This is a genomic window from Kribbella sp. NPDC005582 (genome assembly GCF_040605415.1).
In the GTDB taxonomy this organism is placed as follows: domain Bacteria; phylum Actinomycetota; class Actinomycetes; order Propionibacteriales; family Kribbellaceae; genus Kribbella.
In genome coordinates this window covers 44,551-60,309 of sequence record NZ_JBEXCU010000007.1, presented here as the reverse complement: position 1 = coordinate 60,309, position 15,759 = coordinate 44,551, and the positions used below count along the sequence as shown (strand labels likewise).

The following is a 15,759-nucleotide window of genomic DNA, read 5'->3' as shown; positions in this document are numbered from 1 at the left end:
GGCCCTGAGGAAGCGAGGAATGTCGTGATCGACGAAGCACTCCGCGAAGCCGAGCAGAAGATGGCGAAGGCCGTGGAGGTCGCCAAGGACGATTTCGCCGCGATCCGTACCGGCCGCGCGCACCCGTCGATGTTCTCGAACATCGTGGCGGACTACTACGGCTCGCCGACGCCGCTGCAGCAGCTGGCCGGCTTCCAGGTCCCGGACCCGCGGACCGTGCTCATCTCGCCGTACGACAAGGGCGCGATGGCCGCGATCGAGAAGGCGATCCGCGACTCCGACCTGGGCGTGAACCCCGGCAACGACGGCTCGGTCATCCGGGTCACGATGCCGCAGCTCACCGAGGACCGCCGCAAGGAGTACATCAAGGTCGCCAAGACCAAGGGCGAGGACGCCAAGATCTCCGTGCGCAGCATCCGCCGGCACGCCAAGGACTCGATCGACAAGTCGGTCAAGGACGGCGAAGCCGGCGAGGACGAGGGCAAGAGTGCTGAGAAGCGGCTCGACGGGATGACGAAGAAGTACGTCGACTCGATCGATCAGCTGCTCAAGCACAAGGAAGCCGAACTGCTCGAGGTGTGATGGGCGTCGAGAGCACGCCCGCGCCGAGTCCGAAACCCACACCGGATCCTGGCCGCGCCGGGCGCAACCTGCCCGCGGCGATCGGGGTCGGCGTCGGTCTGGGCGTGGTGATCATCGGATCGCTGTTCTGGCTGAAGGTGCTGTTCATCTTCGTCGTGCTGGCCGCCGTCCTGGTGGCCGTGGACGAGATGATCAAGTCCCTGCGGACCGGCGGCGCGGTGATCCCGCGGGTCCCGGTCTTCGCCGGTACGGTGGCGATGCTGGTCGCGGCGTACTTCGGCGGACCGATGGCGCTGCTGGTGGCGATGGCGGGCACGGTCCTGGCCACGATCTTCTGGCGGATGCCAGGCGGTTCGGTCGGGTTCGTCCGCGACACCAGCGCCGGGATCTTCCTGATCGGGTATGTCCCGCTGCTGGCCGGGTTCGCGATCCTGCTGGTCCAGCCGGAAGCCGATGGACCGCTGCGGGTCATTACGTTCTTCCTGGTGGTCGTCGCCAGCGATGTCGGCGGGTATGTGGCCGGCGTCCTGTTCGGCAAGCACCCGATGGCGCCGACGATCAGCCCGAAGAAGTCCTGGGAGGGTTTCGCCGGATCGGCGCTGGCCTGTATCGGCGCCGGGATCGCGTCGGTGGTCCTGCTGCTCGACGGGAACTGGTGGGTCGGCGCGATCGTCGGTGCGGTGGCCGTGGTGACCGCGACCGTCGGTGACCTCGGTGAGTCGATGATCAAGCGTGATCTGGGCATCAAGGACATGTCGAATCTGCTGCCCGGCCATGGTGGTGTGATGGACCGGCTCGACTCGCTGCTGGCAACGGTGCCGGCGGTGTGGCTCCTGCTGCACATTCTGGTGAAGGCGTGAGGCTATGACGATCGCACCCGACGGACGCTCGCTGGTGGGCGAGGTTGTTCGCCTGGATCCCTTGCAGGACAGCGATTACGAGGACCTGTACGCCGCTCTCGCGAGTGCCGAGGTCTATGCCGGCGGCTTCAACGGCGGCGTCGCGCCGGCCAGTGTCGCCGCGATGCGCGCCGAGTGGGCCCCGGCGGTCGCGAAGCGGTTCGCGTACACGGTCCGGATGGTTGCCGACGGCACCATCGTCGGTACGTCGAGCCTCGGCGACGTAGACCTGACCAACGAGCGGATCCACCTCGGCTGGACCGGGTACACGCCGTCGGTCTGGGGGACCGCGGTCAACCCGGCGACCAAGTTGCTGCTGATGAAGCACGCCTTCGAGGACTGTGGATTCGGCCGTCTGAAGATTCAGACCGGCCTGAAGAACACCCGCTCCCAGGCAGCCATCGCGAAGCTCGGTGCGACGCGTGAGGGCGTGCTGCGTCGGCACATGCGGCAGAACGACGGCTCGTGGCGCGACACCGTGGTGTTCTCGATCCTGGCCGACGAGTGGCCCGAGGTGCGCAAGCGCCTCGAGGAGCGCATCAGCCGCTAGCGAGCTCCGCCAACGCGGTGTACGACGCGACCAGGTCACCACGGTCGTACGTGTTCGTGGTGACCAGTACTTCGTCCGCGCCAGTACGCCGTACCAGGCCGCCGAGCGCGAGATCGACCTCGGCCGGGGTCCCGTAGATCTGGCCGGCGAGCGCGTTGTCGAAGAACTCCTGCTCCTTCGCCGTCAGCTCGGCCGGGGGAGCGGGCTCGAGTGGCGGGAACACCCCGCGGGTCCGCGTGTAGGCGGTTGCCCATGCCTCCGGTAGCAGCAGCTCCCTGGCTTGCTCAGTCGTCGGCGCAACCGCCGCAGTCGCCGCCAGTACGACGTACGGCCGCGAACCCAAAGCGGATGCGCGGAATTCAGTCCGGTAGCGCTCAACCAGCTGCACCAGCTCCGCCTCGCCTTTGACGCCCGCAATCACCAATGGCAGCCCGAACGAGGCGGCCAGCGCAGCGCCCTCGCCGATTGCCAGGATGAACGCGGGGATCTGCAGACCTTCGCCGGGACGCGCATGAACCTGTGGATGGACCTGCTGAGTGCCGTCGAAGTACCCGAGGAGTTCCTTGAGCTGGTCGGCGAAGTCGTCAGCCGCGTCCTTCTCGACTCCTAGTGCGCGACGGATCCCGTTCGTGAAACCGACCGAGCGGCCGAGCCCCATGTCGATGCGGCCCGGGTACAGCGACTCCAGCACGCCGAACTGCTCGGCCACCACGAGCGGCTGGTGGTTCGGCAGCATCACGCCGCCGGTGCCGACCCGGATGGTGCTGGTGCGCGCGGCAACGGCCGCCGCCAGCACGGTGGGAGCAGACCCGATCACTCCAGGCACGCTGTGGTGTTCGGACACCCAGAAACGCTTGTAGCCGAGCTTCTCGACCTCCTGCGCCAGGTCGACGGTCGCCCGCAGCGTCTCGGCCTCCGACTCGCCGACTCGTCGCCGTGATCGGTCCAGGACCGATAACGGCACCCCCGACAACAAGCCCATACGTCAAGCCAACGGCTCCCGCGGGCGCCTCATTCCCCGAGTAGCAGCCGCAGGTCCGCCCGGAAACGATCGCTGTCGCGCAGCGGCGCCAAGAACTCGCGCTCAAGCTCCTGCCGAACCCGCTCGGCCGACTCGAAGGTGCGCTCGCCCTCGGTGGTCAGTACGACGACGTTGCGGCGGCGGTCCTCAGTGCTGCGCCTGCGCTCGACCAGCCCGCGCTGCTCGAGACCGTCGATCAGGTCGCCGATCGACGTCCGATCCACCCGAAGCCGCGCGGCGACCTCCAGCTGCGAGAGCGGCTCCCCGGACGCGACCGCGGACAGCACGGCCAGATCGCGGCCGTTCAGCCCGTGCGGCGCCAGCGCCTCGGCCTGCGCCGCGGTCAGGCGCGCCAGAACGTGTTTGAGCAGGTATCCCAGCCGGTCGGACGCCATGCGAACCAATCTACCGGCAGACTGATCGTCAGGATGACTGATGATCAGCTAGCCTGATGATTATGGAACCGACTTTTGGTCTGAAGACCACCCCGATGCATGTCCCGTACGCCGACATCCAGCGCGTCTGGCGGGACGCCGATGAGACCCCGCGGATCCGTGATGCGTGGTTGTGGGACCACTTCTTGCCGTTGGCCGGTCCGAAAGGTGGCGACGTGCTGGAGGGCTGGACGCTGCTCGCGGCGCTCGCTGCCCAGACGAGCCGGCTCCGGCTCGGTCTGCTGGTCACCAGCAACCGGATCCGGCCGCCCGCGGTGCTGGGCAAGATCGCCAGCACGCTCGACGTCATCTCCGGCGGGCGCCTCGTGATGGGGCTCGGGGTGGGCGGCACCCGGCAGCCCGATGGCGCCGGCGGCATTCCAGGTCCGAATCCCGCGGCGGCGGAGTATGCGGCGTACGGGGTGAGTCTCGTGCCTCCGGGGGAGGGGGTGGAGCGGCTGCGCGAGACGATCGAGATCCTGCGGGCGATGTGGACCAAGGAGGTCTTCGACTTCCGGGGCCGGTACTACACGCTGGAGCAGGTGTGGAACGCGCCGAAGCCGATCCAGCGTCCGGGTCCGCCGCTGCTGATCGGTGGGTGGGGAAACCGGATGATGCGACTGATCGCGGAGTACGCCGACATCTGGAACATCAGCGGTCCGCCGCACAACGGGCTCGGCTTCCTGGCTGACCGGATCCGGCGGCTCGACGCCGAGTGTGCGGCGATCGGCCGGGACCCGGCCTCGATCAGCCGGTCGCTGCAGCAGATCGTCTCGTACGACGATCCGTCCTCGACGCGGGCGATCGTGCGGGGAGCTGTCGACCTGGGGTTCGATCACATCGTGCTGTCGCTGCCCCGGCCGTACCCGGAGCGGGCGGTCCAGTGGCTGGTGCGGGAGATCATCGAGCCGACTGCCGGGTGACTTTTCGAGCCAGATCGAAAAGGTCGGAATTTGTTCCGGCGGCTGCTTCAGCTCGCCGTACAGGGCTCTGACCTGCGGAAACACCGCGATGTGAGTATCTGACGGCGCTAAGAATATTCTGGTCAGGGGTTTACATTCCAGCCGGAGAGGGCTGCACTCGGTGCTGGAGCGACCACTCCGGGTCACTCCGTGAGGCTGAGGGAGTTGACATGAGATACACCCCGCCGAAACTCAGGGCCGCGCTCTGCGGTCTGACACTGGTCGCCGCAACCGCACTGCCGACGGCGGCCGCCCCCGCCATCGCCGGTCCGGCACCGGCCGCCCCTGCCGTCTCCGCCGAGGCGGCCGCGGCTGCCAAGCCCGTGCCGAAGTCGGCGTACAGCACCCAGACGCTGCGGACGCTGAACATCCAGTTCCAGTACCAGCAGACCGGCTACTGGTGCGGCCCGGCCGCGACCCGGATCGCGTTGTCGGCGCGGATCTCGCCGCCGAGTCAGCAGCAGCTGGCCAACGAGCTCCCGACGACGACCAACGGCACGGACTGGATCGGCCAGGTCACCAGAGTGCTCAACAACCACCTCGGCACCGGTTGGTACGAGACCAAGGAGATGCCGAACGACCCGCCCACCCAGGGGCAGCGCGACCTGCTCTGGCGCGACATCGTGCTCGACATCAACAACAACTATCCGATCGTCGCGAACATCGTTGCCCCGGCCAACAACCACCCGCCGGGCTACCCGAACTACACGATCTGGCACTACTTCACCGTGATCGGGTACGACGACAGCGACTCGACCGTGCTGATCGCCGATCCGGCCGGCTTCGGCCCAGCGACGTACTGGCTGACCTTCAACCAGCTGGCGACGCTGATCCCGCCGAAGGGCTACTCGGCCTGACGACCGGCCGGCGCGGTGAGACACGGCACCGCGCCGGCGGTCCGGCCCGAGATACTGGGGCCGTGAGCAAACAGCCGCGGTTGGAGATCGAGTACTGCACGCAGTGCCGGTGGTTGATGCGGGCGGCCTGGACGGCGCAGGAGTTGCTGACGACCTTCCCCAAGGAGCTCGGAGAGGTGGCGCTGGTGCCGTCGACCGGCGGGATCTTCGACATCTCGCTGGACGGGGAGATGCTGTGGTCGCGCAAGGCGGAGGGCGGGTTCATCGAGTTGCCGCTGCTCAAGCAGCTGGTGCGCGACCGGATCGCTCCGGACCGGCAGCTCGGGCACTCCGATCGCAAGGCGGAGTGATCCTCGGCACGTCGCGGATGTGAATTTGTGAATGCTCAGGCGCCAAGTGACAATGGAACGGTTATGACTACCTCCCTTCCCCTTGTTTTCGATGAGCCGCGCCGTGCCAAGAAGCCGCCGCGGCACCTGGCCGACCTGTCCGGACAGGAGCGCCGCGAGGCGGTCACCGCGCTGGGGGAGCCCGCGTTCCGGGCCAAGCAGCTGTCGAACCACTACTTCTCCCGGCTGACGTCCGACCCGGCCGAGATGACCGATCTGCCGGCCGCGAGCCGCGACAAGCTGGTCGCGGAGCTGATGCCGCCGTTGCTGACCAAGGTCCGCGACATGGAGTGCGACAACGGGACCACGCGCAAGACGCTGTGGAAGCTGCTCGACGGTTCGCTGGTCGAGTCCGTGCTGATGCGCTACACCGACCGCACCACGATGTGCGTGTCGTCGCAGGCCGGCTGTGGGATGGCCTGCCCGTTCTGTGCGACCGGTCAGGCCGGCCTGACCCGGAACATGACGACCGCCGAGATCGTCGAGCAGGTCGTCGACGGCGCCCGCGCGCTGTCCCGCGGTGAGATCGCCGGCGGGCCCGGGCGGGTCAACAACATCGTCTTCATGGGCATGGGCGAGCCGATGGCCAACTACAAGGCCGTGATCGGCGCCGTCCGCCGCTTCACCGATCCGTCGCCGGAGGGCCTCGGCATCTCCGCCCGCGGCGTGACCGTGTCGACCGTTGGCCTGGTCCCGCGGATCAACCAGCTCGCCGACGAAGGCATCCCGGTCACGCTCGCCGTGTCCCTGCACGCGCCGGACGACGAGCTGCGCGACGAGCTGGTCCCGATCAACAACCGCTGGAAGGTGGACGAGGTCCTCGACGCGGCCTGGGGGTACGCCGAGAAGACCAAGCGCCGGGTCTCCATCGAGTACGCGATGATCCGCGACATGAACGACCACGCCTGGCGCGCCGACCTGCTCGCCGAGAAGCTTCGCGCCCGCGGCGACTGGGGCTGGGTGCACGTCAACCTGATCCCGCTGAACCCGACCCCGGGCTCCAAGTGGACCGCCTCCGACCCGGCCGACGAGCGCGAGTTCGTCCGCCGCCTGCAGGCCGGCGGCATCTCCACCACCGTCCGCGACACCCGCGGCCAGGAGATCGACGGCGCCTGCGGCCAGCTCGCCGCCGCCAGCAAGTAGGCCTCAGATGTTCACCCGCGTCCGGTGGCGTGAGAGCTACGACATCGACGAGGTGAACGCCTTCGTCGAACGCCTCGCCGCCACCGTCGAGGGCCGGTACGTCGGCGCCCCGGTGACCGCGGCCGACATCCGCAACGTGAGCTTCACCCCGGTCCGCTTCCGCGAGGGCTACTCGATCGACGAGGTCGACGCGTTCCTCGATCAAGCAGCTCAGGGGATGGCGAACGCCCAGCCCGCGCGCCCGACAGACCAGACGCCGCCCCCGCGCCCGACAGACGAGGCGCCGCCCGTGCGCCCCACAGACCGGTCGCCGGCCCCGCGCCCGACAGATCAGACGCCGGCCGCGCGCCGCCGCCTCGAGTCCCCGCGCTTCACCCCGGTGAAGTTCAGCGAGGCCTACGACATGGAGGACGTCGACGACTTCGTCGACCGCATCCTCGCCACCGTGAACGGCACCCCGACCGACCGTCCCGTCACCGCACGGGAGATCAGCACCAAGCGGTTCTCGACGGTCCGCATCCGCGAGGGCTACGACGTGCAGGAGGTCGACCTCTTCCTCGACGAGGCCGAGGCACTGCTGCAGTAGCGCAATGCGATGATCGAGGGGTGAAGATCCTCTCGATCCAGTCCGCGGTCGCCTATGGGCACGTGGGCAACTCGGCTGCCGTGTTTCCGCTTCAGCGCATCGGGGTGGAGGTGCTGCCGGTCTACACGGTCAACTTCTCCAACCACACCGGGTACGGCGCTTGGCGCGGCCCACTGATCAGCCCGGACGACGTGCGTGAGGTGGTCCTCGGGATCGAGGAGCGTGGAGCGTTCCCGCAGATCGATGCGGTCCTGTCGGGCTACCAGGGCGGTGAGGGAATCGCGGACGTCATCCTGGAGACGGTCGAGCGCGTGAAGGCGGCCAACCCCGCGGCCGTGTATTCCTGTGACCCGGTGATGGGTAACGCCAAGTCCGGGTGCTTCGTCGCGCCTGCGATCCCGGTGCTGCTGAAGGAGCGCGTGGTTCCGGCTGCGGACATCATCACGCCGAACCAGTTCGAGCTGGGCTTCCTGACCGACACCGAGCCGGACACCCTGGAGTCCACGCTGGCTTCGGTGGAGCTCGTCCGCGCCACGGGCCCGCGCACGGTCCTCGTGACCAGCGTTGAGCGTCCGGACCGCGAAGACGGCACCATCGAGATGCTTGCGGTCGACGACAGTGGCGCTTGGCTCGTCCAGACGCCGTACATTCCGATGAAGGCTAACGGGTCGGGTGACGTCACCGCAGCGCTCTTCACCGCGCACTACCGCCGTACTGGGGACCTCCAAGATGCGCTGGCTCGCACCACCTCCAGTGTCTTCGACTTGCTCACCAACACCCACAAGTCGGGCGAGCGGGAGCTGCAGCTGGTGGAGTCGCAGGAGGCCTACGCCAACCCGCAGATGCAGTTCAAGGCGCAGCGGGTCAGCTGACTAGAGCGGTGGCCTCGTCGATCGTGTCTACGAGGTAGATGGACGAGGCCATCGCGCGGCTGGCGGCCAGGGACTGCAGCAGGGGCCAGACCGGCAGAGTCACGGTCCAGTGCTGGACGCCGACCAGGATGAGCGGGACCTGGGTGGCGGCGTCGCCGTAGTAGTTCGGGGTGACGGCCTGGAAGATCTCCTGGACGGTACCGGCGGCACCTGGCAGGTAGAGGATGCCGCCGCGGGCACGGCTGAGCAGGACGTCTTCGCGGAGCGCGTTGGAGAAGTACTTCGCGATCGAGGTGGCGAAGACGTTCGGCGGCTCGTGACCGTAGAACCAGGTCGGAATCGACACACCGCCGTCGCCTGGGTAAGCGCGGCGGACGGCCAGGCCGGCAAGAGCCCAGTCGGTGATCGACGGGCGGAACGACGGCGCCGCCGCGAGTGCTGCGAGCGCCGCGTCCACCGCGGCGTCGTCGTACGGGGCCAACGACGAGCCGAGGTTGGCCGCCTCCATGGCACCCGGGCCGCCGCCCGTCACGACAGTGCGGCCGTCCCGGGCGAGTTTGCGGCCGAGCAGCACAGCCGCCCGGTACGTCGGGTCTGTGCGCGCGATGCCGTGTCCGCCCATCACACCGACCCACGAACCGCTCTCCGGCAGCTCGTGGAGCGCGTCCGCGATCGCGTGGTCGTGCAGTGCGGCCGCGAGCGTGCGGCTGGTGTCACCACGCTCGTCGTGCTGCCGGGACCAGGCGTAGATGCGTGCGTCCGGAGTGGCGTCGTACCCGTGCTCGATGCCGGCGTACAGGTCCTCGGCGGCGTAGAGAGTGCCGCGGTACGAGTCGAACGGCAGCTCCGGGATCGCCGGGAACACCAGCCCGCCGCCGTCGCGGATCCAGCGGTCCGCCTTGTCCTCCAGCGCACAGCCGAGGAAGAGCGAACCCATCGGGCTCAGCCCGAGCAGCTCCGTCGTCCGCCCGGTCAGATCGACCGACTGCACCCGCCAGCCGGCCATGGTGGTCGCACCGGCGTCCAGGACCTGGTCGAAATGCTCCAGGGACTCGATGTCGACGTGGGGGATGCTCGGCTGCGTCACGCAGAGCACCCTACTGTTGGTCGGCGGCCAGATGAGGTATTGCTAGGGCATGACACATGCGGAGCTCTGGGAGCGTCACAAGGCCGTCATGCCGGACTGGCTCGCGTTGTACTACGAGGAGCCGATCGAGATCGTCCAGGGGTCCGGCCGCCGGGTCACCGACGGCGAGGGCAACAGCTATCTCGACTTCTTCGCCGGCATCCTGACCAACGCGATCGGCTACGACATCGCGGAGATCTCCGACGCGGTGCGTGAGCAGCTGAGCAGCGGGATCGCGCACACCTCCACGGTGTACCTGATCCGCAAGCAGATCGAGCTCGCCGAGCAGATCGCCAAGCTGTCCGGGATCGAGAACGCGAAGGTCTTCTTCGCCAACTCCGGTACCGAGGCGAACGAGGCCGCCCTGCTGCTCGCCACCCAGAACCGCCGCTCGAACCAGGTCCTGGCGATGCGGAACTCCTACCACGGCCGCGCCTTCGGCACCGTGGCGATCACCGGCAACCGCGGCTGGTCCGCGAGCAGCCTGTCACCGGTCAACGTGCAGTACCTGCAGGGCGCGTACCACTACCGCAGCCCGTTCAAGAACCTGCCGGACGCCGAGTACATCAAGGTCTGCGTCGACGACCTGCGCAACGTCATCGAGACCACGACCGCCGGTGACGTCGCCTGCCTGATCGCCGAGCCGATCCAGGGCGTCGGCGGGTTCGCCTCGCCGCCCGACGGCCTGTACGGCGCCTTCAAGGAGGTGCTCGACGAGTACGGCATCCTGTTCATCTCCGACGAGGTGCAGACCGGCTGGGGCCGCACCGGCGAGCACTTCTGGGGCATCCAGGCGCACGGCGTCGTACCGGACGCCATGACGTTCGCCAAGGGCCTGGGCAACGGCTTCGCGATCGGCGGCGTGGTCGCCAAGCCGGACCTGATGGACAGCATCAAGGCGAACTCGCTGTCCACGTTCGGCGGCAACCCGATCTCCACCAGCGCCGCCAAGGCCACCATCGACTACCTGCTCGACCACGACCTGCAGGCGAATGCCGCCAAGCGCGGCGCGCAGCTCGTCGACGGTCTGCGTGGGATCGCCGAGGAGTTCCCCGAGCTCGGCGACGTCCGCGGCAAGGGCCTGATGCTCGCCACCGAGATCGTCAATCCCGGCGACAACACCCCGGACGCGGCGACCACCGCCAAACTCCAGCAGGAGACCAAGAACCGCGGTCTGCTGATCGGCAAGGGCGGTCTCTACGGCAACGTGCTGCGGATGGCTCCGCCGATGACGCTGACCGAGGAGGAGACCACCGAGGCGCTCGAGATCCTCCGCGACTCCTTCAACACCCTGCGCTGAGCGCAAAGCGAAGGCCCCCGCTCAGCAACTGAGCGGGGGCCTTCGGCAGTTCAGATACCGCCGCGGTTGATGTCGGCGAGGTCCGGGGCCTTGGTGATGGGAGCAGGGCCACCGGTGATCTTGCGGCGGCGCCGCGAGCGGCCCTCGAGGTAGCGGGCCAGCACCGACAGCAGCGAGCACAGGCCGATGTAGATGATCGCCGTCACGATGTACGTCGGGATGTACGGGAAGCCGTACTGCAACCGGCCACCCATCTGCTTGGCGACGTACAGCAGCTCGGCGTAGGTGATGATGAAGCCGAGTGCGGTGTCCTTCAGCAGGACGACCATCTGGGACACGATCGCCGGCAGCATCGCGCTGATCGCCTGCGGCAGCAGGACGAGCCGGACCACCTGGTTCTTGCGCAGGCCGATCGCGTACGCCGCCTCGCGCTGACCCTTCGGTACGGCGGCGATGCCGGCCCGGAAGATCTCCGCGAGCACCGAGCCGTTGTACAGCGTCAGCCCGAACACGACCGCCCAGAACGGGCCCAGTCCCCAGTGGAACTGGATGTTCGCGTAGTAGAAGAAGAACATCAGGATCAGCAGCGGGATCGCCCGGAACAGCTCGACGACGTACGTCGCCGGCACCCGGACCCACTTGTGGTCACTGATCCGCGCCGCGGCGAAGACCGCACCGAACAGCAGCGCGAGTACGGCGGCCAGTCCGGCGGCCCGCAGCGTGTTGAGCAGGCCGGTGAGCAGCTGCTCCTGGATCGACGAGTACTGGAACTGCCGCCACAGCCGGCCCTCGAACTGACCGTGGGTGTACAGCCGATGGATCAGCCAGGCGGCCACGCCGACCAGCGCGAGCACCACGACGATGTTGGAGACCCTGTTGCGGGTCCGGCCCTTGGGGCCGGGGACCTCGTACAGAACCGAGCTCATCAGGCCACCGCCGTCCGTCGTTCGGCCCACCGCTGCAGGAACATCAGCGGGACGATCAGAATCAGGAAGCCGATCGCGATCCAGACCAGCGTGAGCAGCTGGTTCTCACCGCGCTCGGACATGGCCGACGGAATCGAGCCGGCCTCGACCACCGAGAAGCCGGCCGCGATCGTGGTGTTCTTCAGCAGGGCGATGAACACGCTGGACAGCGGCGGGACGATGGCCCGGAACGCCTGCGGCAGCACGATCAGCGTCAGCACCTGGAAGAACGTCATACCGACGGCGCGGGCCGCCTCGGACTGACCGGGGGAGATGGTGTTGATGCCGGAGCGGACCACCTCGCAGACGAACGCCGAGGTGTAGATCGTCAGCGCGCCGATGGCGGTCCAGTACGGCGACGGCAGCGCCAGGTCCATCTTGGCCGCGCCGAAGAACAGGAAGGCGAAGACCAGTGTCAGCGGAGTGTTCCGAAAAGTGTTCACGTAGCCGGTGCCGACGGCGCGCAGCGCCGGGACCGGGGAGACCCGGAACGCGCCCAGGATGGTGCCGAGCACCATGCTGAGTACGGCGGAGACCAGGAACAACCTGATCGTCAGCCAGAATCCGTCCCGGAACAGATCCCAGTTGTCGGTGAGAACCGAGAGCATCGCGACCTTCCTCGTACTAAGGCTCTACAGAACCCGGCCGCGGCGCCGGTGAGGACGCCGCGGCCGGGGAGTTGATCAGTACTTCTCGAGCGCGGGCGGGGTGCCCGGCGAACCGGACTTGCCCAGCGTCTCGTCGTAGATCGCCTTCCAGGTGCCGTCGGTCGCCGACTTCTCCAGGATGGTGTTCACCTGGTCGCGCAGCGCCTTGTCGTCCTTCGGCAGGCCGATGCCGTACTTCTCGGTGCTGAACGGCTTGCCGACGACCCGGAGCTGGTCCGGAGCGGTGGCGGCGTAGCCCTTGAGGATCGCGTCGTCGGTGGTGACGGCGTCGACCTTCTTGTCGAGCAGCTGCGAGACGCACTCGGAGTAGGTCTTGAACTCCGAGATGTTGCTGGCCTCGGTGAGCTGCTCGTCCTTGACCCGCTGGATCGGGGTCGAGCCGCTCGCGGAGCAGACCTTCTTGCCCTTGAGGCCGGTCTTGCCGGCGTCCATCGACGTGTCGTCCTTGTTCACCAGCAGGTCCTGACCGGCGACGAAGTACGGGCCGGCGAAGGAGACCAGCGCCTTGCGCTTGTCGGTGATCGAGTAGGTGCCGACGTAGTAGTCGATCTCGCCGCCGCCGATCGCCGTCTCGCGGTTCGCGGACGGGATCTCCTTGTACTCGATCTTGTCCGGGTCCAGACCGAGACCGGCCGAGACCATCCGGGCGACCTCGATGTCGAAGCCGCAGCGCTTGCCGTCGGCGTCCTTGTAGCCGAGGTTCGGCTGGTCGGCCTTGACGCCGACGATCAGGTGGCCGCGGCTCTTGATCTTGGTGAAGGCCGGGCTGCCGGCCACGTCCACGCCGGACGCGGTCTCGAACTTGTGCAGGCTGCCACAGGAGTCGGAGGCGGCCTTGTCGCCGCCGCCGGCTGCTCCGGGCTCGTCCTTACCGCAGGCGGTCGCGGTCAGCGCGAGCGCCGCGACACCGAGACCGGCGACGAGGTGACGCATTCTCATGTTCAGGTTCCCCTTAGATGTGTGTTTGCTGGTACGGCCGCGGGCGGAGGTCAGTGTTTGAGGATCTTGCCCAGGAAGTCCTGGGCGCGCCGCGAGGTCGGGTTGGTGAAGAAGGTCTCCGGGTCGGCCTGCTCGACGATCTCGCCGTCGGCCATGAAGACCACCCGGTTCGCGGCACTGCGCGCGAACCCCATCTCGTGGGTGACCACGACCATCGTCATCTGCTGCTTGGCGAGGTCGATCATCACCTCCAGGACCTCCTGGATCATCTCCGGGTCGAGCGCCGAGGTGGGCTCGTCGAAGAGGATCACCTTGGGGTCCATCGCCAGCGCGCGGGCGATCGCGACCCGCTGCTGCTGGCCGCCGGACAGCTGCGCCGGGTACTTCGACGCCTGGCTGGCCACTCCCACTCGCTCCAGCAGTTCCATGGCCCGTTGCTCGGCCTTCTTCGGGTCCGCCTTGCGGACCTTCAGCGGACCGAGCGTGACGTTCTGCAGGATCGTCTTGTGCGCGAACAGGTTGAACGACTGGAACACCATGCCGACGTCGGCGCGCAGCGTGGCCAGGGCCTTGCCCTCGCTCGGCAGCGGCTGGCCGTCCAGCTCGATGGTGCCCGAGTCGATCGTCTCGAGCCGGTTGATCGCGCGGCAGAGCGTCGACTTGCCGGACCCGGACGGGCCGATCACCACGACGACCTCGCCCTTGGCGATGGACAGGTTGATGTCCTTCAGGACGTGCAGTTCGCCGAAATGTTTGTTGACGCCGCTGAGGGCCACCAGACCCGTTTGCGTCAAGGTGCCGGAATCGCTCATGGCCAGAACCTACTGGAGGCCGGGGGGCGGTCGCATCGCCAAGCGGTTCCGTGGTGGTAACGATCTGCAATGAACCGACGCGTAGGGTGACCCCCTCATCACGCTGAGCGCCGCTGTGCGGTCTACGGAGTCTTCGACGTACTCTTGGTGGCTGTTATGCGTACTTACGAGGTCCGCACCTACGGGTGCCAGATGAATGTCCACGACTCCGAGCGGCTGCGCGGCCTGATGGAGGACGCGGGCTACGTGCGCGCCCCCGAGGGCGACCAGGCCGATGTCGTGGTCTTCAACACGTGCGCGGTGCGCGAGAACGCCGACAACAAGCTGTACGGCAACCTCGGGCACCTGGCGCCGGTGAAGGCGAAGCGGCCGGGGATGCAGATCGCCGTCGGCGGCTGCCTGGCGCAGAAGGACAAGGCGTCGATCACCAAGAAGGCGCCCTGGGTGGACGTGGTCTTCGGGACCCACAACATCGGCTCACTGCCGGTGCTGCTGGAGCGCGCCCGGATCGCCGAGGAGTCCCAGGTCGAGATCCTCGAGTCGCTCGACGTCTTCCCGTCCACGCTGCCGACGCGGCGCGAGTCGGCGTACTCGGCCTGGGTCTCGGTCAGTGTCGGCTGCAACAACACCTGCACCTTCTGCATCGTCCCGGCGCTGCGTGGCCGCGAGAAGGACCGCCGCCCGGGCGACGTGCTCGCCGAGGTCGAGGCGCTGGTCGCCGAAGGCGTCCTCGAGGTGACCCTGCTCGGTCAGAACGTCAACTCGTACGGCGTGGAGTTCGGCGACCGGTACGCGTTCTCGAAGCTGCTCCGGGCCTGCGGGGAGATCGACGGGCTGGAGCGGGTCCGGTTCACGTCGCCGCACCCGCGCGACTTCACCGCCGACGTGATCGAGGCGATGGCCGAGACGCCGAACGTGATGCCCTCGCTGCACATGCCGCTGCAGTCCGGTTCGGACCGCGTGCTCAAAGCGATGCGGCGTTCGTACCGGCGGGACCGCTACCTGAAGATCATCGAGGACGTGCGGGCGGCGATGCCGGATGCGGCGATCACCACCGACATCATCGTCGGCTTCCCGGGTGAGACCGAGGAAGACTTCGAAGGCACGCTCGACGTCGTCCGCCAGGCCCGCTTCGCCGGCGCCTTCACTTTCCAGTACTCCAAGCGCCCCGGCACTCCGGCGGAGTCGATGGAGGACCAGATCCCGCGCGCGGTCGTCCAGGAGCGCTACGAGCGCCTGGTCGCGCTGCAGGACGACATGGCCTGGGCCGAGAACAAGCTGACCGTCGGCCGCTCCCTCGAGGTCCTCGTCGCCGAAGGCGAAGGTCGCAAGGACGCGGCCACCCACCGGTTGAGCGGTCGCGCTCGCGACAACCGCCTAGTCCACTTCGCGTTGCCGGAAGGCGTCGAGGCTCCGCGCCCCGGCGACATCGCCACGGTCGAGGTCACCTACGCCGCTCCGCATCACCTGGTCGCGGACACCTTCGGCTCCATCCGCCGCACCCGGGCCGGCGACGCCTGGGAGCGCCTCCAGGACGCCCCGCCTGCCACGGCACCCGGCGTCATGCTCGGCATGCCCACCCTCGGCGCCAAGCCCATGGAACCCGTCATCGGCGGTTGCTCCGTCGCATGAACCCACCCGTCGGGAGGGACGG

General features: G+C 68.0%; 18 protein-coding genes. 11 read left to right on the top strand and 7 right to left on the bottom strand.

Annotated features, from left to right (window positions below):
* The first annotated feature begins 24 nt into the window (after window positions 1–24).
* From frr to ABZS29_RS32030, 3 genes are read left to right on the top strand one after another with little or no spacing between them, the layout of a single operon-like run.
* Window positions 25–582: a ribosome recycling factor gene (gene frr, locus ABZS29_RS32040; protein WP_132406042.1), complete on the top strand. Its 558-nt coding sequence runs from the start codon at window positions 25–27 to the stop codon at window positions 580–582.
* On the top strand, window positions 582–1,442 hold the full coding sequence (locus ABZS29_RS32035; protein WP_355467641.1) for a phosphatidate cytidylyltransferase: 861 nt from the start codon (window positions 582–584) through the stop codon (window positions 1,440–1,442). Before frr ends, ABZS29_RS32035 begins: the two co-directional genes overlap by 1 nt.
* Window positions 1,443–1,446: 4 nt before the next feature.
* On the top strand, window positions 1,447–2,031 hold the full coding sequence (locus ABZS29_RS32030; protein ID WP_355467639.1) for a GNAT family protein: 585 nt from the start codon (window positions 1,447–1,449) through the stop codon (window positions 2,029–2,031).
* On the opposite strand, the gene ABZS29_RS32025 is transcribed toward ABZS29_RS32030, so the two are convergent.
* Together ABZS29_RS32025 and ABZS29_RS32020 are read right to left on the bottom strand one after the other, a co-directional pair.
* Window positions 2,021–3,013, bottom strand: a complete 993-nt coding sequence (locus tag ABZS29_RS32025; protein ID WP_355467637.1) for an MsnO8 family LLM class oxidoreductase — start codon at window positions 3,011–3,013, stop codon at window positions 2,021–2,023. The two genes, ABZS29_RS32030 and ABZS29_RS32025, sit on opposite strands and share 11 nt — an antisense overlap.
* Window positions 3,014–3,042: 29 nt before the next feature.
* Window positions 3,043–3,447: a MarR family transcriptional regulator gene (locus tag ABZS29_RS32020; protein ID WP_355467635.1), complete on the bottom strand. Its 405-nt coding sequence runs from the start codon at window positions 3,445–3,447 to the stop codon at window positions 3,043–3,045.
* 62 nt (window positions 3,448–3,509) lie between these two features.
* Here ABZS29_RS32020 and ABZS29_RS32015 point away from each other — a divergent pair, with 62 nt between their 5' ends.
* The 6 genes from ABZS29_RS32015 (at window position 3,510) to pdxY (ending at window position 8,295) form a co-directional block, all read left to right on the top strand.
* Window positions 3,510–4,409, top strand: coding sequence for an LLM class flavin-dependent oxidoreductase (locus ABZS29_RS32015; protein ID WP_355467633.1), 900 nt, complete (start codon window positions 3,510–3,512; stop codon window positions 4,407–4,409).
* A gap of 209 nt (window positions 4,410–4,618) precedes the next feature.
* Window positions 4,619–5,305 carry a C39 family peptidase gene (locus ABZS29_RS32010; protein ID WP_355467631.1) on the top strand — a complete coding sequence of 229 codons (687 nt, stop codon included), beginning with the start codon at window positions 4,619–4,621 and terminating at the stop codon, window positions 5,303–5,305.
* Window positions 5,306–5,367: 62 nt separating this feature from the next.
* Entirely contained in the window at window positions 5,368–5,655 is a 288-nt protein-coding gene (locus ABZS29_RS32005; protein WP_355467629.1) for a SelT/SelW/SelH family protein, read from the top strand.
* A gap of 63 nt (window positions 5,656–5,718) precedes the next feature.
* Window positions 5,719–6,837 carry a 23S rRNA (adenine(2503)-C(2))-methyltransferase RlmN gene (gene rlmN / locus ABZS29_RS32000; protein WP_355467627.1) on the top strand — a complete coding sequence of 373 codons (1,119 nt, stop codon included), beginning with the start codon at window positions 5,719–5,721 and terminating at the stop codon, window positions 6,835–6,837.
* 7 nt (window positions 6,838–6,844) lie between these two features.
* Window positions 6,845–7,423 carry a DivIVA domain-containing protein gene (locus ABZS29_RS31995; RefSeq protein ID WP_355467625.1) on the top strand — a complete coding sequence of 193 codons (579 nt, stop codon included), beginning with the start codon at window positions 6,845–6,847 and terminating at the stop codon, window positions 7,421–7,423.
* 20 nt (window positions 7,424–7,443) lie between these two features.
* Window positions 7,444–8,295, top strand: a complete 852-nt coding sequence (gene pdxY, locus ABZS29_RS31990; RefSeq protein ID WP_355467623.1) for a pyridoxal kinase PdxY — start codon at window positions 7,444–7,446, stop codon at window positions 8,293–8,295.
* Here pdxY and ABZS29_RS31985 read toward each other — a convergent pair.
* Window positions 8,288–9,382: a Rossmann fold nucleotide-binding protein gene (locus ABZS29_RS31985; protein WP_355467621.1), complete on the bottom strand. Its 1,095-nt coding sequence runs from the start codon at window positions 9,380–9,382 to the stop codon at window positions 8,288–8,290. The two genes, pdxY and ABZS29_RS31985, sit on opposite strands and share 8 nt — an antisense overlap.
* A gap of 49 nt (window positions 9,383–9,431) precedes the next feature.
* On the opposite strand from ABZS29_RS31985, the gene ABZS29_RS31980 reads away from it, so the two are divergent.
* Entirely contained in the window at window positions 9,432–10,721 is a 1,290-nt protein-coding gene (locus ABZS29_RS31980; protein ID WP_355467619.1) for an aminotransferase class III-fold pyridoxal phosphate-dependent enzyme, read from the top strand.
* A 50-nt stretch (window positions 10,722–10,771) separates the two neighbouring features.
* Here ABZS29_RS31980 and ABZS29_RS31975 read toward each other — a convergent pair whose 3' ends face one another.
* The 4 genes from ABZS29_RS31975 to ABZS29_RS31960 all read right to left on the bottom strand — a co-directional run bounded on the left by ABZS29_RS31975 (window position 10,772) and on the right by ABZS29_RS31960 (window position 14,072).
* The gene (locus ABZS29_RS31975; RefSeq protein WP_355467617.1) at window positions 10,772–11,647 is read right to left on the bottom strand and encodes an amino acid ABC transporter permease; all 876 of its coding nucleotides are present in this window, start codon (window positions 11,645–11,647) and stop codon (window positions 10,772–10,774) included.
* A complete protein-coding gene (locus ABZS29_RS31970) occupies window positions 11,647–12,294 on the bottom strand; it encodes an amino acid ABC transporter permease (RefSeq protein WP_355467616.1) in 648 nt (215 codons plus the stop codon). Before ABZS29_RS31970 ends, ABZS29_RS31975 begins: the two co-directional genes overlap by 1 nt.
* A 75-nt stretch (window positions 12,295–12,369) precedes the next feature.
* The gene (locus tag ABZS29_RS31965) at window positions 12,370–13,293 is read right to left on the bottom strand and encodes a glutamate ABC transporter substrate-binding protein (protein WP_355467614.1); all 924 of its coding nucleotides are present in this window, start codon (window positions 13,291–13,293) and stop codon (window positions 12,370–12,372) included.
* Window positions 13,294–13,343: 50 nt separating this feature from the next.
* Window positions 13,344–14,072, bottom strand: coding sequence for an amino acid ABC transporter ATP-binding protein (locus ABZS29_RS31960; RefSeq protein ID WP_355468352.1), 729 nt, complete (start codon window positions 14,070–14,072; stop codon window positions 13,344–13,346).
* A 189-nt stretch (window positions 14,073–14,261) separates the two neighbouring features.
* Between ABZS29_RS31960 and miaB the strand changes: the two genes are divergently transcribed.
* Window positions 14,262–15,737, top strand: coding sequence for a tRNA (N6-isopentenyl adenosine(37)-C2)-methylthiotransferase MiaB (gene miaB / locus ABZS29_RS31955; RefSeq protein WP_355467613.1), 1,476 nt, complete (start codon window positions 14,262–14,264; stop codon window positions 15,735–15,737).
* Window positions 15,738–15,759: the final 22 nt, after the last annotated feature.